The sequence below is a fragment of the Nocardioides gansuensis genome, from assembly GCF_003076135.1.
Taxonomy (GTDB): domain Bacteria; phylum Actinomycetota; class Actinomycetes; order Propionibacteriales; family Nocardioidaceae; genus Nocardioides; species Nocardioides gansuensis.
Genome location: NZ_QDGZ01000003.1, coordinates 332998 through 355542, shown reverse-complemented (window position 1 = coordinate 355542; position 22545 = coordinate 332998). Strand labels below are relative to the sequence as shown.

24 protein-coding genes are annotated in these 22545 nt (G+C 70.7%); 3 read left to right on the top strand and 21 right to left on the bottom strand.

The window, feature by feature from the left end:
* Window positions 1-5: 5 nt before the first annotated feature.
* Together DDE18_RS08695 and DDE18_RS08690 are read right to left on the bottom strand one after the other, a co-directional pair.
* On the bottom strand, window positions 6-1796 hold the full coding sequence (locus DDE18_RS08695) for a 3-hydroxyacyl-CoA dehydrogenase family protein (RefSeq protein WP_116571839.1): 1791 nt from the start codon (window positions 1794-1796) through the stop codon (window positions 6-8).
* 26 nt (window positions 1797-1822) lie between these two features.
* Entirely contained in the window at window positions 1823-2995 is a 1173-nt protein-coding gene (locus tag DDE18_RS08690; protein ID WP_116571838.1) for a 3-hydroxyacyl-CoA dehydrogenase NAD-binding domain-containing protein, read from the bottom strand.
* Window positions 2996-3104: 109 nt separating this feature from the next.
* Between DDE18_RS08690 and nucS the strand changes: the two genes are divergently transcribed.
* Complete coding sequence (nucS, locus tag DDE18_RS08685) at window positions 3105-3803, top strand: endonuclease NucS (RefSeq protein ID WP_116571837.1); 699 nt, start codon at window positions 3105-3107, stop codon at window positions 3801-3803.
* A gap of 10 nt (window positions 3804-3813) precedes the next feature.
* On the opposite strand, the gene DDE18_RS08680 is transcribed toward nucS, so the two are convergent.
* From DDE18_RS08680 to DDE18_RS08665, 5 genes are all read right to left on the bottom strand, one after another.
* Entirely contained in the window at window positions 3814-4734 is a 921-nt protein-coding gene (locus DDE18_RS08680; RefSeq protein ID WP_116571836.1) for an FAD-dependent oxidoreductase, read from the bottom strand.
* Window positions 4735-4768: 34 nt separating this feature from the next.
* Window positions 4769-5821, bottom strand: a complete 1053-nt coding sequence (locus DDE18_RS08675; protein ID WP_116571835.1) for an ATP-binding protein — start codon at window positions 5819-5821, stop codon at window positions 4769-4771.
* Between the two features lie 70 nt (window positions 5822-5891).
* Window positions 5892-6062, bottom strand: coding sequence for a hypothetical protein (locus DDE18_RS22920; protein WP_165821090.1), 171 nt, complete (start codon window positions 6060-6062; stop codon window positions 5892-5894).
* Between the two features lie 58 nt (window positions 6063-6120).
* Entirely contained in the window at window positions 6121-8160 is a 2040-nt protein-coding gene (locus tag DDE18_RS08670; RefSeq protein WP_116571834.1) for a protein meaA, read from the bottom strand.
* Window positions 8161-8221: 61 nt separating this feature from the next.
* The gene (locus tag DDE18_RS08665) at window positions 8222-8530 is read right to left on the bottom strand and encodes an STAS domain-containing protein (RefSeq protein WP_116571833.1); all 309 of its coding nucleotides are present in this window, start codon (window positions 8528-8530) and stop codon (window positions 8222-8224) included.
* Between the two features lie 224 nt (window positions 8531-8754).
* Between DDE18_RS08665 and DDE18_RS08660 the strand changes: the two genes are divergently transcribed.
* Window positions 8755-9366: a cob(I)yrinic acid a,c-diamide adenosyltransferase gene (locus tag DDE18_RS08660; RefSeq protein ID WP_116571832.1), complete on the top strand. Its 612-nt coding sequence runs from the start codon at window positions 8755-8757 to the stop codon at window positions 9364-9366.
* 110 nt (window positions 9367-9476) lie between these two features.
* Window positions 9477-11141 carry a sulfatase family protein gene (locus DDE18_RS08655; RefSeq protein WP_116571831.1) on the top strand — a complete coding sequence of 555 codons (1665 nt, stop codon included), beginning with the start codon at window positions 9477-9479 and terminating at the stop codon, window positions 11139-11141.
* A gap of 12 nt (window positions 11142-11153) precedes the next feature.
* On the opposite strand, the gene DDE18_RS08650 is transcribed toward DDE18_RS08655, so the two are convergent.
* From DDE18_RS08650 to DDE18_RS08585, 14 genes are all read right to left on the bottom strand, one after another.
* Window positions 11154-12326: an MFS transporter gene (locus DDE18_RS08650; RefSeq protein WP_116571830.1), complete on the bottom strand. Its 1173-nt coding sequence runs from the start codon at window positions 12324-12326 to the stop codon at window positions 11154-11156.
* Complete coding sequence (locus tag DDE18_RS08645) at window positions 12323-12781, bottom strand: DUF2550 domain-containing protein (protein WP_116571829.1); 459 nt, start codon at window positions 12779-12781, stop codon at window positions 12323-12325. The genes DDE18_RS08650 and DDE18_RS08645 overlap by 4 nt, the downstream gene beginning before the upstream one ends.
* Window positions 12782-12879: 98 nt before the next feature.
* Window positions 12880-13281 carry a F0F1 ATP synthase subunit epsilon gene (locus DDE18_RS08640; protein ID WP_116571828.1) on the bottom strand — a complete coding sequence of 134 codons (402 nt, stop codon included), beginning with the start codon at window positions 13279-13281 and terminating at the stop codon, window positions 12880-12882.
* A complete protein-coding gene (atpD, locus tag DDE18_RS08635) occupies window positions 13281-14741 on the bottom strand; it encodes a F0F1 ATP synthase subunit beta (RefSeq protein ID WP_116571827.1) in 1461 nt (486 codons plus the stop codon). Before atpD ends, DDE18_RS08640 begins: the two co-directional genes overlap by 1 nt.
* A gap of 3 nt (window positions 14742-14744) precedes the next feature.
* Window positions 14745-15677: a F0F1 ATP synthase subunit gamma gene (locus tag DDE18_RS08630; RefSeq protein ID WP_116571826.1), complete on the bottom strand. Its 933-nt coding sequence runs from the start codon at window positions 15675-15677 to the stop codon at window positions 14745-14747.
* 3 nt (window positions 15678-15680) lie between these two features.
* Window positions 15681-17321, bottom strand: a complete 1641-nt coding sequence (gene atpA, locus DDE18_RS08625; RefSeq protein WP_116571825.1) for a F0F1 ATP synthase subunit alpha — start codon at window positions 17319-17321, stop codon at window positions 15681-15683.
* Window positions 17322-17387: 66 nt separating this feature from the next.
* Entirely contained in the window at window positions 17388-18197 is an 810-nt protein-coding gene (locus DDE18_RS08620; RefSeq protein WP_116571824.1) for a F0F1 ATP synthase subunit delta, read from the bottom strand.
* Complete coding sequence (locus DDE18_RS08615; RefSeq protein ID WP_116571823.1) at window positions 18197-18766, bottom strand: F0F1 ATP synthase subunit B; 570 nt, start codon at window positions 18764-18766, stop codon at window positions 18197-18199. The genes DDE18_RS08620 and DDE18_RS08615 overlap by 1 nt, the downstream gene beginning before the upstream one ends.
* A 35-nt stretch (window positions 18767-18801) precedes the next feature.
* Window positions 18802-18993: an ATP synthase F0 subunit C gene (gene atpE / locus DDE18_RS08610; RefSeq protein WP_165821107.1), complete on the bottom strand. Its 192-nt coding sequence runs from the start codon at window positions 18991-18993 to the stop codon at window positions 18802-18804.
* Window positions 18994-19113: 120 nt separating this feature from the next.
* On the bottom strand, window positions 19114-19938 hold the full coding sequence (gene atpB / locus DDE18_RS08605) for a F0F1 ATP synthase subunit A (protein WP_245916523.1): 825 nt from the start codon (window positions 19936-19938) through the stop codon (window positions 19114-19116).
* A gap of 13 nt (window positions 19939-19951) precedes the next feature.
* A complete protein-coding gene (locus DDE18_RS08600) occupies window positions 19952-20185 on the bottom strand; it encodes an AtpZ/AtpI family protein (protein ID WP_116571821.1) in 234 nt (77 codons plus the stop codon).
* Between the two features lie 30 nt (window positions 20186-20215).
* Window positions 20216-20683, bottom strand: a complete 468-nt coding sequence (locus DDE18_RS08595) for a hypothetical protein (RefSeq protein ID WP_116571820.1) — start codon at window positions 20681-20683, stop codon at window positions 20216-20218.
* A gap of 69 nt (window positions 20684-20752) precedes the next feature.
* The gene (locus DDE18_RS08590; protein ID WP_116571819.1) at window positions 20753-21889 is read right to left on the bottom strand and encodes an MraY family glycosyltransferase; all 1137 of its coding nucleotides are present in this window, start codon (window positions 21887-21889) and stop codon (window positions 20753-20755) included.
* Window positions 21889-22545, bottom strand: a complete 657-nt coding sequence (locus tag DDE18_RS08585; RefSeq protein ID WP_116571818.1) for an L-threonylcarbamoyladenylate synthase — start codon at window positions 22543-22545, stop codon at window positions 21889-21891. The genes DDE18_RS08590 and DDE18_RS08585 overlap by 1 nt, the downstream gene beginning before the upstream one ends.

Below are 22545 nucleotides of genomic sequence, written 5' to 3'. Positions count from 1 at the left end.
CTGGCTCAGGCCTCGCTGTAGTCGCGGAAGCCGCGCTTCGTCTTCCGGCCCAGGTAGCCGGCGGTGACCAGGTGCTCCAGCAGCGGCGCCGGGGCGAAGCCCGGCTCGCGGAACTCGAGGTAGAGCTCGCGCTGGATCGCCAGGGCCACGTCGTTGCCGACCACGTCGAGCAGCTCGAAGGGGCCCATCGGGAGCGCGCAGCCCTGCTTCATCGCCGTATCGATGTCGTCGGCGGTCGCGTAGTGGGCCTGCAGCATCTTCACCGCGTCGTTGAGGTAGGGGAAGAGCAGCGCGTTGACGATGAAGCCCGCGCGGTCGCCGCACGAGACGGCGACCTTGCCCACCCGGTCGCAGAGGGCGCGCACCGTCTCCGAGACGTCGTCGGCCGTGGCCACGGTGGAGACGACCTCGACCAGCTTCATCACCGGCGCGGGGTTGAAGAAGTGCATCCCCACCACGTCCTGAGGCCGCTCGGTCGCCCGGGCGAGCGCGATCACGGGCAGGCTGGAGGTCGTGGTCGCAAGGATCGCGCCCGGCTTGCAGATGCGGTCCAGGTCGCCGAACAGCTCGGTCTTCACGTCCAGGTCCTCGGCGATCGCCTCGACCACGATGTCGACGTCGGCCAGCGCCTCACGGGACGCCGCACCGGTCAGCCGGCCCAGCACCGCGACCTTGTCGTCCTCGGTCGCCTTGCCCCGCGAGATCGCCTTGTCGAGCGACGTGGTGATCGTGGCCACCACGCCGTCGAGCTTGTCCTGCGACCGCCCGACGTACACCACGTCGTACCCGGCCCTGGCGAAGACCTCGACGATGCCAGACGCCATCGTGCCGGTCCCGACGACGCCGACCCTGGAGATCTCGCGGTGCAGCTCGGGGCGCTCGTCGTCGGACGGCGTGTGGTCGTCGGGCACCACGACCGGGCTGTCGGGCTTCTCGTAGGTGTAGAAGCCGCGCCCGGTCTTGCGACCCAGCAGCCCGGCGGTGACCATCTGCTTGAGGATGGGCGCCGGAGCGTGCAGCCGGTCGCGGCCCTGGCGGTACATCGTCTCGAGGATCTCGTACGCCGTGTCGAGGCCGATCAGGTCGAGCAGCGCCAGCGGGCCCATCGGGTAGCCGCAGCCGAAGCGCATGGCGGCGTCGATGTCCTCCCGGGAGGCGTACTTCGCCTCGTACATCGCCACCGCGTGGTTGAGGTAGCCGAACAGCAGGGTGTTGGCGATGAAGCCGGCGCGGTCGCCGCAGACGACCGGGTTCTTGCCCAGCCTGCCGACGAGCCCCTCGACGTCGGCGAGCACGGCAGGCTCGGTGACGACCGTCCGGACGATCTCGACGAGGTTCTGCACCGGCGCCGGGTTGAAGAAGTGGATCCCGACCACGCGCCCCGGCCGGGAGTTGGCGGTGGCGATCTCCGTGACCGGCAGCGAGGAGGTGTTGGTCGCCAGCACGGCGCTGGGCGCGACGATGTCGTCCAGGGCGCGGAAGATCGCCTTCTTGACCTCGAGCGACTCGACCACGGCCTCGACGACGAGGTCGGCCTCCTCGAGGTCGGCCATCTCGGTGGTGAACCTGATCCGGCCGAGCAGCTCCCGCTGGTCGCCCTCGGACATCTTGCCGCGGGCCACGGCGCGGCCGGTCGAGTTCTCGACGTGCCCGCGCCCCCGCGTCATGCCGTCCTCGTCCCGTTCGACTCCGATCACGTCGAAGCCGTTGCGGGCGAAGACCTCGGCGATGCCGGCACCCATGGTGCCGAGTCCGATGACGCCGATGGTGGTGAAGTCACGAGGCTCGGTGGTCATGCGCGCAGCATTGCACTACCCGGCGATCAGCTGTAGTGGTGGAACCCCTTCCCGGACTTGCGGCCCAGGCGACCGTCCGCGACGACCTGCTCCAGACGAGCGGCCGGGGCGAAGCCCTCATGGCCGAACTCGCGGTGGAGCTCCCGCTGGATCGCGAGGGACACGTCGTTGCCGACGACGTCGAGCAGCTCGAAGGGGCCCATCGGGAGCTGGAGGTGCTCCTTGACGGCCGCGTCCACGACGGTCAGCTCGGCGCCGGCCTCGGCGAGCTTGACGGCGTCGTTGAGGTACGGGAAGAGCAGCGCGTTGACGATGAAGCCGGCGCGGTCACCGCAGGAGACCGCCACCTTGCCGACGTTGGCGCACAGGGCCTTCACGGTCTCGTCGACGGCCTCGGAGGTGAGGTCGGTCGTGACGACCTCGACCAGCTTCATCACCGGAGCGGGGTTGAAGAAGTGCATGCCGAGGACGTCCTCGGGCCGCGAGGTGGCCTTGGCGCACTCGCTGATCGGCAGGCTGGAGGTCGTGGTCGCGAGGATCGCGCCCGGCTTGCAGATGCGGTCCAGGTCGCCGAACAGCTCGAGCTTGACGGCGAGGTCCTCGGCGATCGCCTCGACCACGATGTCGACGTCGGCCAGCGCCTCACGGGACGCCGCACCAGTCAGCCGGCCCAGCACCGCGACCTTGTCGTCCTCGGTCGCCTTGCCCCGCGAGATCGCCTTGTCGAGCGACGTGGTGATCGTGGCCACCACGCCGTCGAGCTTGTCCTGCGACCGCCCGACGTACACCACGTCGTACCCGGCCCTGGCGAAGACCTCGACGATGCCCGACGCCATCGTGCCGGTCCCGACGACGCCGACGGTGCGGACGTCGTGGCGCAGGGCGGCCTCGGACGTCTCGCCGGAGCCCGCGTCGGAGAGGGTCGTCTCGCCGGCCGCGACGCGCTGCTCGAGCAGGTCGGCGGGCTTGTGCAGCACGTCTCCGGTCTCGGCGAAACGGGCGGCGAGCTGGTCGCGCACCTCGGCGAGGCCGATCTCCTCGGCCATGCTCAGGGGGCCCACCGGGTAGCCGCAGCCGAAGCGCATCGCTGCGTCGATGTCCTCGCGGGACGCGTAGCCGGACTCGAACATCCGGATCGCGTGGTTGAGGTAGGGCAGGACCAGCGTGCGGCTGGTGGCGTCAGTGGTCACGGGGCTCATGCGCGGCAGTGTGGCACCGGCCGATACCGCTCGGTAACCACTCGTTCACAGCGTGGTCGAGAGATGGCTCACACGAGCCACTCGGGGCCGGCGGGTAGTCTGCCGCCCCGTGAGGATCGTCGTTGCGCGCTGCCAGGTCGACTACGCCGGACGACTGACGGCACACCTGCCGATGGCCACCCGGGTGCTGATGATCAAGGCCGACGGGTCCGTCCTCGTGCACTCCGACGGCGGCTCCTACAAGCCGCTCAACTGGATGTCCCCTCCGTGCCTCGTCCGCGAGGGCACCACCGACGACGGCCGGGTCGAGTGGACCGTGACGAGCCGGGCCACCGCGAAGGGCCCCGAGGACACCCTGCGCATCCTGATCGAGGAGATCCACCACGACTCCTCCCACGAGCTCGGCATCGACCCCGGGCTCCAGAAGGACGGCGTGGAGAAGCACCTCCAGGAGCTCCTCGCCGAGCACCCCTCGCACCTGGCCGACGGGCTGACCCTGGTCCGGCGGGAGTTCCCCACCGCCATCGGGCCGGTCGACCTGATGTGCCGCGACGCCGGTGGCCTCAGCGTGGCGATCGAGATCAAGCGGCGCGGCGAGATCGACGGCGTCGAGCAGCTCACCCGCTACCTGGAGCTGCTCAACCGCGACCCCCTGCTCTGCGCGAGGGGCCCGGTGCGGGGCATCTTCGCCGCCCAGGAGATCAAGCCGCAGGCGCGCGTGCTGGCCACCGACCGTGGCATCACCTGCGCGCTCGTCGACTACGACGCCCTGCGGGGGCTCGACGACGCCGAGTCCCGCCTCTTCTGATGCGGCGGGCCTAGCCCGGACCAGCGCCGTCACCCACGAGCGAGACGACCTCCTCGGCACAGCCCCACGCCAGCGTGACGCCGGCTCCCCCGTGGCCGTAGCAGTGGACGACGTCGTCGACGCGCTCGACCCGCACGTCGGCCCGGACTGGCCGCAGGCCGACGCGGTGGGCCAGCACCCGGGCGCCCTCGAGCTCCGGCACCAGGCGGGCCGCCCGCGCGAGGATGTCGGCGGCCACCGCCGGCGCGGGGGTGCGGCTCCAGTCGCCCTCGACGTCGGTGCCGCCGACGACCACGTCCCTGCTGCGGGGCACGACGTACGTCGGTCCGCCGGCGTCCAGCGACCAGCGCTCGAGGCCCATCTGCTCGACCCGCACGACCTGCCCGGACGCAGGCAGGACGGAGCGGTCGCCCGCCAGGTGCCGGGCCCCCAGGCCGGTGCAGTTGACCACGACGTCGGCCCCTGCGGGCAGGGCGGGGAGGCTCATCCGGGTCACCGTGCCGCCGAGGTCCTCGACCCGGGACTGCAGCCAGCGCAGGTGCACCGGCATCTCGATCACGGGCAGGACGCAGGTCCAGCCGTCGGCGTACCCCTCGGGCAGCGCAGTCTCGCGGTCGAGCGCCGGCACCGCCGAGCGCCACCACGGTTCGGGCTCGCGCTCGCGGAGCACCTGGGTGCCCGTGCGCATCACCACTCCGGTGGCCTCGTCGCCGGCCAGGTCGGCGAGCACCTCGAAGCCATGTGCGGCCCAGCCGAGCAGCCTGTCCTCCGGGCCGGCCCGGTAGGGGTACCAGAGCGCTGCCGCCACGGCCGAGGTGGTCTCCAGCGGCAGATCTCGCGCCAGCACGTCGACGCGGTGTCCGGCCTCCAGCAGCCGCACCGCACACGTCAGGCCGACGACCCCGGCTCCGACGACGATCACCCTCGCCATGGGGCGAGTCTGCCCGATCGGCGGCGTCCGGCGCTCAGCGCTGGGTCGGTACGGCGATCACCGACGTCGTGTCGGCCGGCATCGCCGGCAGGCGGACCCGGAAGACCGAGCCGCTGCCGAGCTCGCTCTCGACCTCGAGAGTGCCGTCGAGGCCCTCCACGACGGCGTTGGCGATCGCCAGCCCGAGGCCGGCGCCCTGGATCTGGCGGCGCACGGCCTCGGCACCGCGGAAGAGCGCCTCGAAGACGTGCGGCTGCTCGTGGTCGGCGATGCCGATGCCGTCGTCCTCCACCTCGAGCACCACCTCGTGCCGCTCCTGGCGGACCCGGACGACGACCGATCCCCCCGGCGGCGTGAACTTGAGCGCGTTGGACAGCAGCACCTGCAGCACCTGGCTCAGGCCGTGCACGTCCCCGGCGACCCGCGGCACAGACGTGGCCTCCAGGGTCACCGACACGACCCCGTCGATCTCGTCCGCCGCGCCCCGCACCAGCGGCCGAGCCAGCCCGGCGAGGTCGACCGGCAGCCGCTCGGGAGGCATCAGCGGGCCGTCCAGGTGGGCGAGCGTGAGGAGGTCGTCCACCAGCTGCAGCTCGCGGTCGACGTGGCGCCGGACGATGGACACGAGCCGCCGCGCCTCCGGTGAGAGCTCGTCGTCACCGAGCTCGGCGAGCAGCTCGGAGTAGCCCACGATCGACGTCAGCGGGGTGCGCAGCTCGTGCGAGACCGTGGCCAGCAGCTGCCCCCGCCTCCGGAGGTCGTCCCGCTCCCCCGGGGCCGCCTCTCGGAGCGTGAGCAGGCAGGCCCCGCCGGGAAGGTCCGTCCGGCGGACGTGCACGCCCTGCTCGGCGCCGTCGAGGCGGCGTACGGTCCGCTCCACCTCGCCCACCCCGGCATCGGGGAGGCGGGGGACGAGCAGCTCGGCCGCGCAGCCGTCCAGCTCCCGGGACGGGCCCCCCAGGATCGCGGACGCCCGCACGTTGGAGAGCACCACCCGGCCCTTCGCGTCGACCACGAGCAAGCCGTCAGGCGCAGCCTGGAAGACCAGCTCGTGCACGCGACCTCCGAGCAGGGGACGGCCAGGCACGGCGTCGAGCGTAATGGGCGCGTCCTGCTCGGGCCTCCGCCACCGATCACAGTCGCGTCACGATGAGGGGTCAGGCGGCCTTGCCGACCTTGACCAGGCGCCGCTTCTTGACGGTGTAGCCGTCGGGCAGGGTGCCTTCCTTGAGCATCCGCAGGGGGCAGCGACCGCACCGCGACTTCGAGACGCAGCACTTCTTCTTGGGCAGCTTCCCCTTGCTGCCCTTCGCCTTGCCCTTGCCCATGACGGGAGTCTACGGCAGGTCAGGCGAGCCTTACCTCACCTCGCGCCATCCATCCACCTCAGTCGAGGTCGTGGGCCGTCCGGATCACCTCGACGATGCCGTCCATGATCCCGGTCAGGCCGAAGTCCTTCGGCGTGTAGACCGCCGCGACTCCCTGCTCCACCAGGCGCTTGCCGTCCGACTCGGGGATGATCCCGCCGACGACGACCGGCACGTCCTCCAGGCCGGCTTCGCGGAGACCGGCGAGCACGTCGGGCACCAGCTCCATGTGCGAGCCGGACAGGATCGAGAGCCCCACGCAGTGCACGTCCTCGGCGACGGCCGCGGCGACGATCTGCTCGGGCGTCAGGCGGATGCCCTGGTAGATGACCTCGAAGCCCGCGTCGCGGGCACGGACGGCGACCTGCTCGGCACCGTTGGAGTGGCCGTCCAGCCCCGGCTTGCCGACCAGCAGGCGCAGCCGGCCCCCGAGCTCCTCACCGGTCTCCTTGACCCGACGGCGTACGGCGGCGAGCTCCTCGCCCGCCTCGGCGACGCCCACGGCCCCAACCACGCCGGTCGGCGCGCGGAACTCGCCGAACACCTCGCGCAGCGTGCCCGCCCACTCCCCCGTGGTGGCACCCGCACGGGCGGCGGCCAGGGTGGCGGGCATCAGGTTCTTGTCGGTCTTGGCGTCGGCGGCGAGCGCGGCGAGCGCCTCGGCGACCGCGGCCTCGTCGCGCTGGGCCTTCCACTGGGCGACCGAGTCGAGGGCCGCCTGCTCGGCCTGGGGGTCGGCGACCATGATCGCCTCGTCCAGGTTGGCGGTCAGCGGCGACGGCTCGGTGGTGTCGAACCTGTTGACGCCGACGATGATCTCCTCGCCCGACTCGATGCGGGCTCGGCGGGCCGCGTGGGCGCTGACCAGCGCCTGCTTCATGTAGCCGGACTCCACCGCCGCGATCGCGCCGCCCATGGCCTGGACGCGGTCGATCTCCTCCTTGGCGCCGGCGACCAGCTCGGCCACCTTGGCCTCGATCACGTGGCTGCCGTCGAAGATGTCGTCGTACTCCAGGAGGTCGGACTCGAAGGCGAGCACCTGCTGCAGGCGCAGCGACCACTGCTGGTCCCACGGCCGCGGCAGGCCGAGCGCCTCGTTCCAGGCCGGCAGCTGTACGGCGCGGGCGCGAGCGTTCTTGGACAGCGTCACGCCCAGCATCTCGAGGACGATGCGCTGCACGTTGTTCTCCGGCTGCGCCTCGGTGAGACCGAGCGAGTTGACCTGCACGCCGTAGCGGAACCGGCGCATCTTCTCGTCCTCGACGCCGTAGCGCTCACGGGTGATCTCGTCCCACAGCCGGACGAAGGCCCGCATCTTGCAGGTCTCCTCGATGAAGCGCACGCCGGCGTTGACGAAGAACGAGATGCGGCCGACGACCTTGCCGAAGTCCTCCTCGGAGACCTGGCCGGACGCCTTCACCTGGTCGAGCACGGCGATCGCGGTGCACAGCGCGTAGGCGAGCTCCTGGGTCGGCGTCGCCCCGGCCTCCTGCAGGTGGTAGCTGCAGATGTTGATCGGGTTCCACGTGGGGATCTCGTGGACCGTGTAGGCGATCATGTCGCTGATCAGGCGTAGGGAGTGCTCGGGCGGGAACACGTAGGTCCCGCGCGAGAGGTACTCCTTGATGATGTCGTTCTGCGTGGTGCCGGCGAGCCGGTGCGCGACCTCGCTCGGGGCCATCTCCGGGTTCTGCTCCTCGGCGACCACCTGGTACATCGCCAGCAGCCACATGGCCGTCGCGTTGATGGTCATCGAGGTGTTCATCTCCGTGAGCGGGATGTCCTCGAACAGACGCCGCATCTCGCCCAGGTGCGGCACGGGCACCCCGACCTTGCCGACCTCGCCGCGGCTGAGCGGGCTGTCGGGGTCGTAGCCGGTCTGCGTGGGCAGGTCGAAGGCGACGCTGAGGCCGGTCTGGCCCTTGGCAAGGTTCTTGCGGTAGAGCGCGTTGGACGCCGCGGCCGTGGAGTGGCCGGCGTAGGTGCGCATCACCCAGGGACGGTCCTTGGCCGGGCGCCCGGAGTCCGTGGAGTGAACGTCGACCTGCTTGTCAGTCATGCGGTCAGCGTATGGCGCGGGTTACCGCCCAGTCACCGGCTGGACATGTGAAGCGTCACACTCACGCCGTCGCGGCGCGGCGCTCCACCTCGAGCACGTGGGCGAGGCGGGACAGGTGCAGCATCCGCCGGACCGCGGGGCCGCAGTTGCGCAGGGTGACGTGGTGGCCGGCCCGGCTGGCACGGTGGGTGGCGGCCGCGAGGACCTTGAGGGCGGTGAGGTCGATGGTCTCGACCTCGGACATGTCCACGACGACGTCCTCGTCATGACCCTCGAGTCGCTCGTAGATCGCGTTGCGCACCTCCCCGGTGCTGCGCACGTCGAAGTCTCCGTGGAGGACCAGCGTGGCGCCCTCGGTGGTGATGTCCATCGGTGTCCTCCCTGCGGGGTCCCGGTGTGCGACTCCGCACCCACTATGACGCAGCAGTACCCACCTCGGTTGCGCCGACACCTGAGCCGGTTTGGTGCCGATGCGGATAGTGGACGCCTGTGGACGCACACGTCCGCAATGTGACGCAAGGGGCGGATGTGACTCGTGTGATCTGACTCCGGAACCGGGCCGGCGGGTCCATCGCTGCCCATTAGGCTCGGAGCATGGTCAACCTCACCCGGATCTACACCCGCACCGGCGACGCCGGCACCACCCGGCTCGGTGACATGAGCGAGACCACCAAGACCGACCCCCGGCTGCAGGCCTACGCCGACGTCGACGAGGCCAACGCCCAGGTCGGCCTGGCGGTCGCGGTGGGCGAGCTGGACGACGACGTAGCCGGGGTGCTCGTCCACGTGCAGAACGACCTCTTCGACGTCGGCGCCGACCTCTGCACCCCGGTGGTGCCCGACCCGGAGTACCCGCCGCTGCGCATCGAGCAGGACTACATCGACCGGCTCGAGTCCTGGTGCGACGCCTACAACGAGGACCTGCCCAACCTGCGCTCCTTCATCCTCAACGGCGGCACCCCCGGGGGCGCGCACCTCCACGTCGCGCGCACCGTCGTACGCCGTGCCGAGCGGTCCGCCTGGGCGGCCTGGGCCGAGCACGAGTCGACCATGAACCCACTGGCGATCACCTACCTCAACCGCCTCTCCGACCTGCTCTTCATCCTGGCGCGGCACGCGAACAGGGCGACGGGCGACGTGCTCTGGGTGCCCGGCGGCGAGAGGTCGCAGCGAGGAACGAGCGGAGACCCGAGCCGCCGCGAATAGCCGGCGGCGAGAGGTCGCAGCGAGGAACGAGCGGAGACCCGAGCCGCCGCGAATAGCCGGTGGTGAAAGCGCCGGAAGGCCCCCTCGTGTGAAGTAGCCTCGCTCCCACCATGGGACGTCTTCGGGGGGCGGGCTTCATCGCCGCGAGCTGCATCACGCTGTCGTCTGCCCTCGCGGGCACCGCACCGGGCCCCGCCACGTCACGGGCCTCCGCCGCCGAGCCGCCACACCGGCCGAATGTGGTCGTGGTGATGGCCGACGACATGCGCTTCGACGAGCTGCGGTTCGCGCCGACCGTCAGCCGGCTCGCCCGTCACGGCGTGACCTTCGCCAACGCCTTCTCCAGCTTCCCGCTGTGCTGTCCGGCGCGGGCGTCGTTCCTGACCGGTCAGCACGCGCACAACCACGGGGTGCTCTGGCACGAGCCGCCCTACGCGTTCGGCTCGTTCGACGACTCGCGCACGATCGCGACCTCGATGCAGGCCGCCGGCTACGGCACGGGCTACGTCGGGAAGTACCTCAACCGCTACGGCGAGGACGACTCCCTCGTCACCGGCCAGGAGTCGTGGCAGTACGTGCCGCCGGGGTGGACGGAGTGGATCGGCGCGTTCGAGGACCCCGGCCTGCGCGGGGTGTGGGGCGGGACCTACAACTACTTCAGCACGCCGTACAACCACGACGGCGTGACGGAGAACCACGGCGGCGTCTACCAGACGGGTGTCGTGGGCGCCTACAGCCGCGAGCTCGCGCGCGACCTCGCGGGCGAGGCTCCGTTCTTCGCGCACGTCAACTTCCTGGCTCCCCACTTCGGCGGCCCCGACGAGCCCGACGACCCGGGCAAGGTCCCCGACGCCCGCGGGCGGCGCACCAAGATCAAGACCCCCGCCCGGCCGTGGCAGGTGGAGGGACGGTTCGACAAGCTGATCACCCACAGCCTCGGCGTGCCCCGCTCCGGCGGAGCCACCGAGGCGGACGTGCGCGACAAGCCGGCGTACATCCGCTCCCGCCCCGAGCTGACCCGGCAGGAGCGCCTCGCGCTCCGCGAGCTCAGCCGGCAGCGCGCCGAGGCCATCCTCGCGATGGACAAGGAGATCGCGGCCCTCAAGACGGAGCTCGAGGCCCTCGGCGAGTGGGAGGACACGGTGCTCGTGTTCACCTCCGACAACGGCTACTACCTCGGCGAGCACCGCCTGCGCCAGGGCAAGGTCAACGGCCACGAGCCCTCGCTGCGCGTGCCGCTCGTGATGACCGGGCCGGGCCTCCGCGACGGCAGCGTCCGCTACGCCCCCACGACGCTGGTCGACCTCACGGCGACGCTCCTCGACTTCGGCGGTGCCGCGGCGCCCCGCCAGGCAGACGGCGCCTCCCGGGTGCCGGCCCTCTTCGGCGCCGACGAGGGCTGGACCACGCCCGTGCTCATCGAGTCCGCGCACGGGCCTCGCGGCAAGGAGAACGGCTTCGCGCCGCTCTCGAAGGACGCCCGGACGGCGATCGGCGTGCGCACGGCGCGCTACACCTACATCCGCTACCGCAACGGCGACACGGAGCTCTACGATCTGGCGACCGACCCCCACCAGATGGAGTCGCTGCACAGCAGCAAGGCGCACGCCGACCTACGCCGTGCGCTTGCCCAGGTCTGGCAGCAGCTGCGGTACTGCGCCGGCGCCGGCTGCCGGGCGCCGCTGCCGGACTCTCTCTCGACGACGGCCGACCAGACGCGGGAGCTCACGGACGCGTGGCTGGCCGCGCACCACAAGCGCTACGGAGTGGGCTGACCCGCGGCGACGTCAGCGGGCTTCGACGCGCTCCCGGGCAGCCGGCACCAGAAGGGCGCTGGGCACGAGCAGCACGGCCACGGCGAGCAGGGCGGGCAGGGTCCCGACCCTATCGGCGAGGAAGCCGAGCAGGGGCGGGCCTGCGAGGAATGCGGTGTAGGCGATGGTCGAGACGACGGAGACGCGTACGGCGGCGTGGCGGGGGTCGTCCGCGGCGGCGCTCATCCCGACCGGGAAGCCGAGGGAGGCGCCCAGCCCCCACATCACGATGCCCACCACGGCCACCGCCGGGTGGCCGCCGAGGACGATCAGCAGTACGCCGGAAGCGGCCACGGCCATCGTGGTCCACAGCACGGCCGTCCGGCCGTGCCGGTCGAGCAGCGAGGTGCCCCAGACGCGGCCTGCCGTCATCGCCGCGACGAAGAGCCCGAAGCCGGCCACGCCCTGCCAGTGCGGCACGTCGTAGCCGTCGATCAGCGCGACCGCCAGCCAGTCGTTGGCGGTGCCCTCGGTCGCGCCGAGGGCGAAGACCATCAGGCCGATGAGCACGGTGCGGGGCTCGAGCCAGGCACGCGCGGCGGACGGCCGGGCCGCCTCGGCCTCGTCGTGCTCCTGGCCGCGGGGCAGGAAGCGGCGGGTCGACTCGAGCGCGGCGGCCGCCATCACCGCGGCGCTCAGGCCGAGATGCGACACCATCGACACGTCCAGGGCGGTCGCGAGCACACCGAGCGCGGCGCCGGCCACCGTGCCCAGGCTGAAGGCGGCGTGGAAGCGCGGCATGATGGTGCGGCCGAGGCCTCGCTCGACGGCCGCGCCCTCGACGTTCATCGCGACGTCCCAGACACCGATGCCCAGGCCGTAGGCGAACAGGCCGGCCGCCGCGACGGGCATGCTCCCGAGCACCCCGGCCCCGACCGCCGCGACCAGCAGGCCGATCGTGTCCGCCCCGACGCCGATCCGCACCACGCGGTCGGCGCCCCAGCGGGTGATCATCGTCCCCGTCGTCGGCAGCGTCAGCACCGACCCGGCGGCGATCGCGAACAGGAGGAGCCCGAGGCCACCGTTGCTGAGGCCGAGCCCCTCGCGGACCTCCGGGATGCGGGAGACCCAGGTGGCGAAGCCGAACCCGTTGAGGAAGAACGACACCATCACGGCCGTGCGAGCGGCCGGCAGGCTTCCCGTCATCCGCGCGGAACCCCGCCGCGATCCCAGTCGGACCCGGGTGGCCCGGACTCGAGCCACGCCTGGAAGCCGGTGAGGGAGGCCTCGCTCATCGCCAGCTCAACCGGTCCGTCGACGGTGTGGCAGGAGACCACGAGGTGCCCGGCGTAGAGGGACATCTCCTCGTGGCCCACCGGGGCCCGGCGCCCGGAGTAGCCGAGGTCGCTGCGCGACCAGGTGAGCGACGGCCTGGGCGTGATCGAGAAGATCCGGAACCACTCGAGCCGGTCGCCGCTGTAGCGGCCGATGCCGAGCACCCAGCCGTGGCCGGGGCGCGTGGTGCGCAGGCGCACGCTCAGCTCGAAGGTGCCGCCGTGGCGGGCGATCCAGCGGCGGCGCACGATCAGGCCGACGCCGTAGAGGATGGGCAGGAGCAGGAGCAGGCCGACGATGTCGAGCAGCCACTGCCAGACCGGCATCCATCCCCTCCTGAGGGCTGAACCCTTGAAACGAAACCGGTGAGCGCACGGACCGGCCGGTCCGTGCGCTCACCCTAGTCGGTCGCCTGACGAGAACGTCAGGAAGCCCGCTCCACAGCGCGGATCCGCGCCTCGGCGCGACGCACGGCCTCGGCCGCGGCGTCGTCGTTCTCGCCGGCCTGCTTGGCGCGCTCGAGCTCCTGGCGCGCCTTCTCCAGGTCGATCTCGTGCGACATCTCGGCGTGCTCGGACAGGATCGAGACCCGGTTGTTGGCCACGGAGAGGAACCCGGCGTCGACGGCAGCCACCCAGGTCTCACCCTCGGCCGTCTGCACGTCCACGACGCCCTCGATGATGATCGAGAGGACCGGAGCGTGGTGGGGCAGGATGCCGACGTCGCCCTCGGTGGTGCGGGCGATCACCATCTTCGCCTCGCCGGACCACACCAGGCGGTCCGCCGCGACGAGCTCCACGTGCAGGGTCGAGCCAGACTCAGCCATCACAGGCTCTTCTGGATCTCGGCCCACTTGGCCTCGACGTCGTCGAGACCGCCGCACATGAAGAACGCCTGCTCGGCCACGTGGTCGTAGTCACCGTCGGCGATCTTGTTGAACGCCTCGATGGTGTCCTTGACCGGGACGGTCGAGCCCTCGATGCCGGTGAACTGCTTGGCGACGTAGGTGTTCTGCGACAGGAACCGCTGGATGCGGCGGGCGCGGGACACGATGATCTTGTCCTCTTCGGACAGCTCGTCGACACCGAGGATGGCGATGATGTCCTGCAGCTCCTTGTTGCGCTGCAGGATCTGCTTGATGCGCACCGCGCAGCGGTAGTGGTCGTCGCCGATGTACTGCGGGTCCAGGATCCGCGAGGTCGACGTCAGCGGGTCCACCGCAGGGTAGATGCCGAGCGAGGCGATCTCACGCGAGAGCTCGGTGGTCGCGTCGAGGTGCGCGAACGTGGTGGCCGGAGCCGGGTCGGTGTAGTCGTCGGCGGGGACGTAGATCGCCTGCATCGAGGTGATCGAGTGACCGCGCGTCGAGGTGATCCGCTCCTGCAGCTGACCCATCTCGTCGGCCAGGTTGGGCTGGTAGCCCACGGCGGAGGGCATGCGACCCAGCAGGGTCGAGACCTCGGAGCCGGCCTGGGTGAACCGGAAGATGTTGTCGATGAAGAGCAGCACGTCCTGCTGCTGCACGTCGCGGAAGTACTCCGCCATCGTCAGGGCGGCGAGGGCGACACGAAGACGGGTGCCCGGCGGCTCGTCCATCTGGCCGAAGACGAGGGCGGTCTGGCCGATGACGCCGGCCTCCTCCATCTCGACGATCAGGTCGTTGCCCTCACGGGTGCGCTCGCCGACACCGGCGAACACCGACACGCCGCCGTGGTCCTTGGCGACGCGGGCGATCATCTCCTGGATCAGCACGGTCTTGCCGACACCGGCACCACCGAACAGGCCGATCTTGCCGCCCTGCACGTAGGGGGTGAGCAGGTCGATGACCTTGATGCCCGTCTCGAACATCTGGGTCTTCGACTCGAGCTGGTCGAACGCCGGCGCCTTGCGGTGGATGCCCCAGCGCTCGGTGACCTGGAGGGTCTCGCCCTCCTCGAGGTTGAGGCAGTCACCGGTGGTGTTGAACACCTTGCCGAGGGTCACGTCGCCGACGGGCACCGTGATCGACTCGCCGGTGTCGGTCACCTGACCACCCCGGACGAGGCCGTCGGTCGGCTTCATCGAGATGGCACGGACCATGCCGTCACCGATGTGCTGGGCCACCTCGAGGGTGATCGTGTTGGTCTCACCCGCGAGGGTGATGTCCGTCTTGAGCGCGTTGTAGATCGGCGGCATCGCGTCGGTCGGGAACTCGATGTCCACGACCGGGCCGATGACGCGGGCGATCCGACCGACGCCGCCGCCAGTGGCGGTGGTCTCGGCGGACTCGTTGATGGTGGCAGTCATGTCTCACTCACTCCCGGCTTGTGCGTCGGCAAGGGCGTTGACGCCACCGACGATCTCGCTGATTTCCTGGGTAATGCCGGCCTGGCGGGCCTGGTTGGCAATGCGCTTGTACTTCTTGATGAGCTCGTCTGCATTGTCCGTCGCGGACTTCATCGCCTTCTGGCGAGCGGCCAGCTCGGACGCAGCGGCCTGCAGCAGCGCGAAGAAGATGCGGCTCTGCACGTAGCGCGGCAGCAGCGAGTCGAGCACCTCCGCGGGGGACGGCTCGAACTCGTAGAGCGGCAGCAGGTCCTCGTCCGTCGGCCTCTCCTCGCCCTCCACGACCTCCAGCGGCAGCAGACGGACGGCCGTGGGCTCCTGGCTGAGCATCGACCGGAACCGCGTGTAGACCACGTGGACCTCGTCGACGCCCTGCGGAGCGCCCTCGTGCGGGGCCTCCTCGTCGTCGCCGAGGAAGGCCGCGATCAGCGTCGAGCCGATGTCCGCCGCCACGTCGTACGTCGGCTGGTCGGAGAAGCCCGTCCACGCCTGCACCACGGGGCGCTGACGGAACTTGTAGTAGGCCTCGCCCTTGCGGCCGGAGATGTAGAGGTCGACCTCCTTGCCCTCCCCCTTGAGCTTCTCGACGAGGCGCTCGGCCTCCTTGATGACGTTCGAGGAGTAGGCACCGGCGAGGCCCCGGTCCGAGGTGACGATCAGGATCGCCGCCCGGGTGGGGTTCTCCGGCTCCTGCGTCAACGCGTGGTCGACGTTGGAGTAGGTCGCGACGGCCGAGACCGCACGCGTGAGCTCACGGGCGTACGGCGCGGCTGCCTGGGCCCGCTGCTGCGCCTTGATGATCCGGGACGCGGCAATGAGCTCCATGGCACGCGTGATCTTCTTCATCGACTCCGTCGACTTGATCCGCGCGCGGTACTCACGTACCGAGAGAGCCATCGGTCAGCCCCGCTTCTGCTTGACGATCTGCTCCTGCTCGACGTCCTCGTCCTCCAGGGCGACGTGCGTCTCCGTGCCGGCCTTGATCGACTGGCCCTCGGACGTCTCGAACTGGTCGAGGAAGGAGTCGTACGCCGCGGTCATGGCCGCCTCGGTGTCGTCCTCGAACTTGAGGGACTCACGGATCGCCGACAGGACGCCCTCGTGGGAGCGGCGCAGGTAGTCGAGGAACTCGTGCTCGAAGCGGAGCACGTCCTCGGTGGGGACCTTGTCGAGGCGGCCGGTGGTGCCGAGCCACAGCGAGGCGGTCATCTCCTCGAGCGGGTACGGCGAGTACTGCGGCTGCTTGAGCAGGGCCATCAGGCGCTGGCCGCGGTCGAGCTGCTGGCGCGAGGCGGCGTCGAGGTCGGACGCGAACATCGCGAAGGCCTCCATGGCGCGGAACTGCGCCAGGTCGACCTTGAGCGAGCCGGTGACCGCCTTCATCGCCTTGGTCATCGCCGAGCCACCCACGCGCGACACCGAGACACCCACGTCGATGGCGGGGCGCTGGTTGGCCGCGAACAGGTCCGACTGCAGGAAGATCTGGCCGTCGGTGATCGAGATCACGTTGGTCGGGATGAACGCCGAGACGTCGTTGGCCTTGGTCTCGATGATCGGCAGGCCGGTCATCGAGCCTGCGCCCATGTCATCGGAGAGCTTCGCGCACCGCTCGAGCAGCCGGCTGTGCAGGTAGAACACGTCGCCGGGGTAGGCCTCGCGGCCCGGCGGGCGGCGCAGCAGCAGCGACACGGCGCGGTAGGCCTCGGCCTGCTTGGTGAGGTCGTCGAAGACGATCAGGACGTGCTTGCCGGCGTACATCCAGTGCTGGCCGATGGCCGAGCCGGTGTAGGGCGCGAGGTACTTGAAGCCGGCCGAGTCGGACGCGGGGGAGGCGACGATGGTGGTGTACTCCAGCGCGCCGGCCTCCTCGAGGGCGCCGCGCACGGAGGCGATGGTCGAGCCCTTCTGGCCGATGGCGACGTAGATGCAGCGCACCTGCTTGCTGGGGTCGCCCGACTCCCAGTTCTGCTTCTGGTTGATGATCGTGTCGATCGCGATCGTGGTCTTGCCGGTGGCGCGGTCGCCGATGATGAGCTGGCGCTGGCCGCGGCCGATCGGGGTCATCGAGTCGATCGCCTTGATGCCGGTCGCGAGAGGCTCGTGCACCGACTTGCGCTGCATCACGCCGGGCGCCTGCAGCTCGAGCGCGCGGCGCCCGTCGCTGGCGATCTCGCCCAGGCCGTCGATCGGCTTGCCGAGCGGGTCGATGACGCGGCCGAGGTAGCCCTCGCCCACGGGCACGGAGAGGATCTCCCCGGTGCGGCGGACCGTCTGGCCTTCCTCGATCTTGTCGAAGTCGCCGAGGACGACGACACCGACCTCGCGGGCGTCGAGGTTCAGGGCGATCCCGAGGGTGCCGTCCTCGAACTCGAGCAGCTCGTTGGCCATGGCCGAGGGCAGTCCGCTCACGCGGGCGATGCCGTCGGCCGCCTGGGCGACGGTGCCGACCTCTTCCTTCGAGGCCGACTCCGGCTTGTAGTCCGACACGAAGCGCTGGAGCGCGTCGCGGATCTCCTCCGGACGGATGGAGAGCTCCGTCATTGTCCTCTTCCTTACTTTGCCTCGGTGGCCAGCGGGGGCGCGACCACGGTTCGTCTTCGGTGTTGGTCAGCCAGCCAGCTTGCGGCGGGCGTCGTCGAGGCGGCTGGAGACGGTGCCGTCGATGACGTCGTCCCCGATCTCGACTCGGATGCCCCCGATGACCTCGGGGTCGATCACCACGTTGAGGTGGATGGTGCGGCCGTACTGGCGCGACAGGGCCTCGCCGAGTCGCTGGCGGTCGGCGTCCGAGAGCTCGTGCGCCACCCGGACCGTCGCGACCCGCTGGTCGTGGACCGCCGCGGCGACCTGCTGGTACGTCGCGAGCGCGGCGCCGACGGTGCGGTAGGTGCCGGCGAGGGCGTGCTGGGCCAGGCTGACCGTGGCCGGCAGGGCCTTGCCGCCGAGCAGCGAGCCCAGCAGGGCCGCCTTGTCCTCGACCGAGCGGGCCGGGTCGGACAGCGCGTCGCGCAGCGACGGGTTGTCGTTCACGGCCTGCCCGAAGACGAAGAGCTCGTCGGCCAGCCGGCCCGACTCGTCGCCCGCGGACCGCACGAGGGCGACCTCGCTGAGGTGCTCGAGCGAGTCGGCGAGGTCGCGGCCCGACGTCCAGCGCCGGCCCACGGCCGAGCCGACGAGGTCGACTGCGACCGGGTCGAGCTTGCCGCCGAACACGTCACGGACGAGGCCCTCCTTGGCAGCTGCGTCCACCGACACGTCGGTGGCCACCCGCCGGAGGGACGGCTCGGAGCGCAGGAGGCCGGCGACCGTGAACAGGTCGTCACCCACCCGGGCCGCGACCGCCCCGCCCTGCAGCGCCGCCTCGAGCTGGTCGAGGAGCGCCGCGAGGGCGTCGGCGGAAGCACCACGCAGCTGCATCAGTGGACTCCGCTCCCGTTGGTGGACTGCGCGGACGCCTCGAGCTCGGCGAGGAAGCGGTCGACCACGCGGCTCTGGCGAGCCTCGTCGTCCAGGCTCTCGCCGACGATGCGACCGGCCAGACCGGTGGCCAGGCTGCCGACCTCGGTACGGAGCGAGGTGACCGCCTGCTGGCGCTCGGCCTCGATCTGGGCCTTGCCGTGCTCGACGATGCGCGTGGACTCGGCCTGGGCCTGCTCCCGCATCTCGGCCACGATCTGGGCGCCCTGCTCCCGAGCCTCCTCGCGGATGCGAGCGGCCTCGTGCCGTGCGTCGGCGAGCTGCTTCTCGAGCTCGGCGAGCCTGGCGTCGGCCTCGGCCTGCTTGCTCTCGGCCGCGGCCAGGCCGCCCTCGATCGCCGACGTCCGCTCGGCGAACGTCTTCTCGAAGCTGGGCACCACGAACTTCTTCACCAGGAAGAAGAGGATGCCGAAGACCACGAGCGACAGGACGATCTCGACCGGGTGGGGCACGAGCGGGTTCAGCTCGTGCTCCTCGGCCTCCGCCGCGAGGATGATCAGATTCTGCATGGGCAGTCCTTCGTCAGTCGTGCAGGCGAGTCTTGTCAGAGGACGAACGCGAGCGCGATACCGATGATGGCGAGGGCCTCGGCGAGCGCGAAGCCGAGGATCGCGATCGACTGCAGGCGGCCCTGGGCCTCCGGCTGACGGGCGACACCCGAGATGTACGCGGCGAAGATCAGGCCGATGCCGATACCCGGGCCGATGGCGGCCAGGCCGTAGCCGATCATGTTCATGGAGCCAGTGAGTTCCACGATGTTTCCTTTCGGGATGTTGTGTCTTGCTCAGGTGTTGCAGCTGGGGTGCGCCACGGGCTGTGGCACGTCTGGGTTGGTGCGGTCTGCGGTAGTGCGGTCTCAGTGCTCCTCGGACACGGCGCCCGAGATGTACATCGCGTTGAGGAGGACGAAGACGTAGGCCTGCAGGAACTGGACCAGCAGCTCGAGGAACGAGATGGCGAGGAACAGCACCCACGCCAGGATGCCGACGGGCTTGATCACCGCATCCGCGTGGAGCAGGAGGTATTCGCCGCCCAGCGCGAACAGGATGAGCAGCAGGTGGCCGGCCAGCATGTTGGCGAAGAGACGGAGGGCCAGCGTGACCGGCCGGACGACGATGTTGGAGATGAACTCCAGCGGCACCAGCAGCGCGAGGATCGGGCCGGTGACGCCGGCAGGCACCGACTGGTGCTTGAAGTAGCCCACGAAGCCGTGCTGCTTGATGCCGACGTAGTTGTAGATCAGCCAGCTGAGCAGCGCCAGCGCGTAGACCATGCCGGCGCGGGAGAACGTCGGGAACTGGATGAACGGGAGCGTGGCGAAGACGTTGTTCACCAGGATGAAGAAGAACAGCGCGAACAGGTACGGCACGAAGCGCATGAAGTCGTGGCTGCCGATGATGTCGCGGCCCATCGAGTTGCGCACGAAGCCGTAGGCCTGCTCGCCGACGTACTGGAGCTTGCCCGGCACCATCGCCTGACGGCGGGCGGCGACGTAGAAGAAGCCGAAGACCAGGACCGCGGCGAGGACCAGCTGCAGCATCGGCTTGGTGACGCCGAGGTACATCGTCTGGCCCATGAACTCGAACGTCTTGTCCGGGCCGAGGGGCGGCAGGTTGAAGTCGCCAGGCCCCGGAGGGACGAAGCCCTCCGCACGGACCGCGCTCATGGCGATGAGGCTCACGGTGTCTCCTGATTCACTGCTGGCTGCTGTCTGCGGGGGGTGCGTTGAAGCGTTTCCAGGTCATGTAGATCCCGAGGGCCGCACCCAAGAGGATCCCGACCGCTACGAGGAAGGAGGTCCCCAACCATTGGTCGAGCGCCCAGCCGATGAGTCCGTAGACGAGCACTCCGGCCACGAGGGCGCCGAAGGCGTGCCAGGCATCGCCTCGGGACTGGGTGTGCGCTGACGGGGGTTTCTGCTGAGCCATCGCGCCCCGGACAATAGCAGTCGTGCCGGGTCATCGCGCACCCGCCCGGTGGCCGTGGTCGGGGCCCGTCCCGGGCAGGTCGTACGCCGGGAGGCGGAGGTGCGTCGCCCGCCAGACCTGGGTCGCGAGCCAGGCGACGGTCGCGGCGACCACGCCGCCTGCGAACCAGCCCCGGGACAGCTCCTCCCCCATCAGGCCGGATCCGTCGAAGGCGACCACGACGAGCGCCATCACGACCAGCTGGAGGGTGTAGGTCAGCAGGGCGACGAGGAGCGACGCGGCCGGCAGCACGCCTGAGACCACGTGCACGATGCCCGTCCCGAGCGCGAAGACGAGGAGCGCCAGCCCTCCCCCGGCCAGGGCCCCGAGGGCGCCCGCCGAGCCGTCGAGGAAGCCGGCGACGACGCCGAGCAGACCCAGCACGAGCGCGGCGCCAAGGGCCGCACCGAGGAGCACGGTCCCGCTGCCGCGGGTGCCTGGCTGCTGCTCGGTCGTCATGTCGGCGGCCGTTCTGTGAGGGCGGTCAGTCCTGGCCCCCGGCCTCCGCCGGGGTGCTCGTGAAAACTATCACAAAGTCTGCTGGGGCTCCGAACCGACCCTCTTCGGTGCTCCCAGCACGGGCAGGACGAAGGTCAACGCGACCACCAGGGCGAGCATGCCGACCAGGCCGAGCCACAGCAGCCGGCCGCTGTAGAGGCTCACCATCACGGCTCCGCAGGCCACGAGCGCGGCCCACATCCACATGATGACCACCGCACGCCGGTGGGAATGCCCGATCTCCAGCAGGCGGTGGTGCAGGTGCTGCTTGTCGGGGGCGAACGGCGAGCGGCCCGCACGCGTGCGGCGTACGACCGCGAGGACCAGGTCGGCAAGCGGGACCATGAGCAGGGAGACGGGCAGCAGCACGGGCAGCACCGTGACGAAGAAGCTGTTGCCGGAGCTGTCGATCTCGGTGCCGGTGAACTGGCCGGTGAGCGTGAGCGCACTCGCGGAGAGCACCAGGCCGAGCAGCATGGAGCCCGAGTCGCCCATGAAGAGGCGCGCAGGGTGGAAGTTGTGCGGCAGGAAGCCCGCGCAGGCACCGGCCAGGCTGGCGCTCAACAGCGCCCCCGTCGTGGCCAGGGTGAGGTCGTTCTGGCTGGCCAGGACGTAGCAGAAGATGAAGAACGCGACCGCGCCGATGCCGACCACCCCGGCGGCGAGCCCGTCCAGGCCGTCGACGAAGTTCACCGCGTTGATCGTCGCGATGACCACGATCACCGACAGCAGCGCGCCCTGGGCCGGGTCGAGCGCGAACTGGGTGTCGTCGGTCGAGGGGAAGAAGTAGAACTGGATGTCGAAGAACACCAGCAGGCCCGCGGCGAGCAGCTGGCCGCCGAGCTTGGTGAGCGCGTCGATCTCGAAGATGTCGTCGAGGACGCCGACGGCGCAGATCAGCGCCCCCGCGACGAGCACCCTGCCCGCGTCCTCGAAGACGAAGTCGTCACTGCGGGAGAGGAACGGCAGCTCCCGGGCCACGAGGTACGACGCGACGAGGCCGCCGAGCATCGCGAGCCCGCCGAGGTAGGGGATCGGTGTCGCGTGGACGTCCCGGTCGCGGACCCGGGCCACCGCGCCGGTGCGCAGGGCGATCTCCCGGGCGATCACGGTCAGGAGGTAGGTGACCGTCAGCGAGACGAGGAAGACAAGGGCGTACTCGCGCATCAGCCCTCGTCCGTGAGCGAGGCGCCGAGCGGCTCGAGCACCTCGTTCAGCTCCTCCAGGGTGAGGGCGCCACGGCGCAGGATGCGGCCCTGGCTGGAGGTGCAGTCGACGATCGTGGACGGCTCGCCGGCGCGGGCGGTCCCCGCGTCGACGATGACCTCGACGTGCTCCCCCAGCATCGCCTCCGCCTCCTCGGCGTCCTGGGCAGGCGGTCGACCGGTGGTGTTGGCCGAGCTGACGGCGAGCGGGCCGGTGCGCTCCAGCACGGCGATGGCGAGCTCGTCGTCGGGCAGGCGGACCGCGACCGTGCCGCGCGTCTCGCCGAGGTCCCACTGCAGCGACGTCTGCTGCCGGCACACCAGGGTGAGCGGGCCGGGCCAGAACCGCTCGGCCAGGGCCCGGGCGTAGCCCGGCACGCCCACGGCCAGCGCGTCGAGGGTGGTGGCGGTGCTGATCAGGACGGGTGGTGGCATCTCGCGGCCGCGGCCCTTGGCGTCGAGCAGCGCCTGCACCGCGTCGGGCGAGAAGGCGTCGGCGGCGATGCCGTAGACGGTGTCGGTGGGGATGACCACCAGCTCACCCCGGCGCACGGCGGCCGCTGCTGCCTCGACGGCGGCCTCGCGCTCCTCGTCGCTCGTCGTCGGGAACCTCTGCAT

What these genes read in the sequence shown, in the direction of transcription:
- DDE18_RS08695 (WP_116571839.1), bottom strand. Translation starts at nt 1,796, where the DNA reads ATGACCACCGAGCCTCGTGACTTCACCACCATCGGCGTCATCGGACTC.
- DDE18_RS08690 (WP_116571838.1), bottom strand. Translation starts at nt 2,995, where the DNA reads ATGAGCCCCGTGACCACTGACGCCACCAGCCGCACGCTGGTCCTGCCC.
- DDE18_RS08680 (WP_116571836.1), bottom strand. Translation starts at nt 4,734, where the DNA reads ATGGCGAGGGTGATCGTCGTCGGAGCCGGGGTCGTCGGCCTGACGTGT.
- DDE18_RS22920 (WP_165821090.1), bottom strand. Translation starts at nt 6,062, where the DNA reads ATGGGCAAGGGCAAGGCGAAGGGCAGCAAGGGGAAGCTGCCCAAGAAG.
- DDE18_RS08670 (WP_116571834.1), bottom strand. Translation starts at nt 8,160, where the DNA reads ATGACTGACAAGCAGGTCGACGTTCACTCCACGGACTCCGGGCGCCCG.
- DDE18_RS08665 (WP_116571833.1), bottom strand. Translation starts at nt 8,530, where the DNA reads ATGGACATCACCACCGAGGGCGCCACGCTGGTCCTCCACGGAGACTTC.
- DDE18_RS08660 (WP_116571832.1), top strand. Translation starts at nt 8,755, where the DNA reads ATGGTCAACCTCACCCGGATCTACACCCGCACCGGCGACGCCGGCACC.
- DDE18_RS08655 (WP_116571831.1), top strand. Translation starts at nt 9,477, where the DNA reads ATGGGACGTCTTCGGGGGGCGGGCTTCATCGCCGCGAGCTGCATCACG.
- DDE18_RS08650 (WP_116571830.1), bottom strand. Translation starts at nt 12,326, where the DNA reads ATGACGGGAAGCCTGCCGGCCGCTCGCACGGCCGTGATGGTGTCGTTC.
- DDE18_RS08645 (WP_116571829.1), bottom strand. Translation starts at nt 12,781, where the DNA reads ATGCCGGTCTGGCAGTGGCTGCTCGACATCGTCGGCCTGCTCCTGCTC.
- DDE18_RS08640 (WP_116571828.1), bottom strand. Translation starts at nt 13,281, where the DNA reads ATGGCTGAGTCTGGCTCGACCCTGCACGTGGAGCTCGTCGCGGCGGAC.
- atpD (WP_116571827.1), bottom strand. Translation starts at nt 14,741, where the DNA reads ATGACTGCCACCATCAACGAGTCCGCCGAGACCACCGCCACTGGCGGC.
- DDE18_RS08630 (WP_116571826.1), bottom strand. Translation starts at nt 15,677, where the DNA reads ATGGCTCTCTCGGTACGTGAGTACCGCGCGCGGATCAAGTCGACGGAG.
- atpA (WP_116571825.1), bottom strand. Translation starts at nt 17,321, where the DNA reads ATGACGGAGCTCTCCATCCGTCCGGAGGAGATCCGCGACGCGCTCCAG.
- DDE18_RS08620 (WP_116571824.1), bottom strand. Translation starts at nt 18,197, where the DNA reads ATGCAGCTGCGTGGTGCTTCCGCCGACGCCCTCGCGGCGCTCCTCGAC.
- DDE18_RS08615 (WP_116571823.1), bottom strand. Translation starts at nt 18,766, where the DNA reads ATGCAGAATCTGATCATCCTCGCGGCGGAGGCCGAGGAGCACGAGCTG.
- atpE (WP_165821107.1), bottom strand. Translation starts at nt 18,993, where the DNA reads ATGAACATGATCGGCTACGGCCTGGCCGCCATCGGCCCGGGTATCGGC.
- DDE18_RS08600 (WP_116571821.1), bottom strand. Translation starts at nt 20,185, where the DNA reads ATGGCTCAGCAGAAACCCCCGTCAGCGCACACCCAGTCCCGAGGCGAT.
- DDE18_RS08595 (WP_116571820.1), bottom strand. Translation starts at nt 20,683, where the DNA reads ATGACGACCGAGCAGCAGCCAGGCACCCGCGGCAGCGGGACCGTGCTC.
- DDE18_RS08590 (WP_116571819.1), bottom strand. Translation starts at nt 21,889, where the DNA reads ATGCGCGAGTACGCCCTTGTCTTCCTCGTCTCGCTGACGGTCACCTAC.
- DDE18_RS08585 (WP_116571818.1), bottom strand. Translation starts at nt 22,545, where the DNA reads ATGCAGAGGTTCCCGACGACGAGCGACGAGGAGCGCGAGGCCGCCGTC.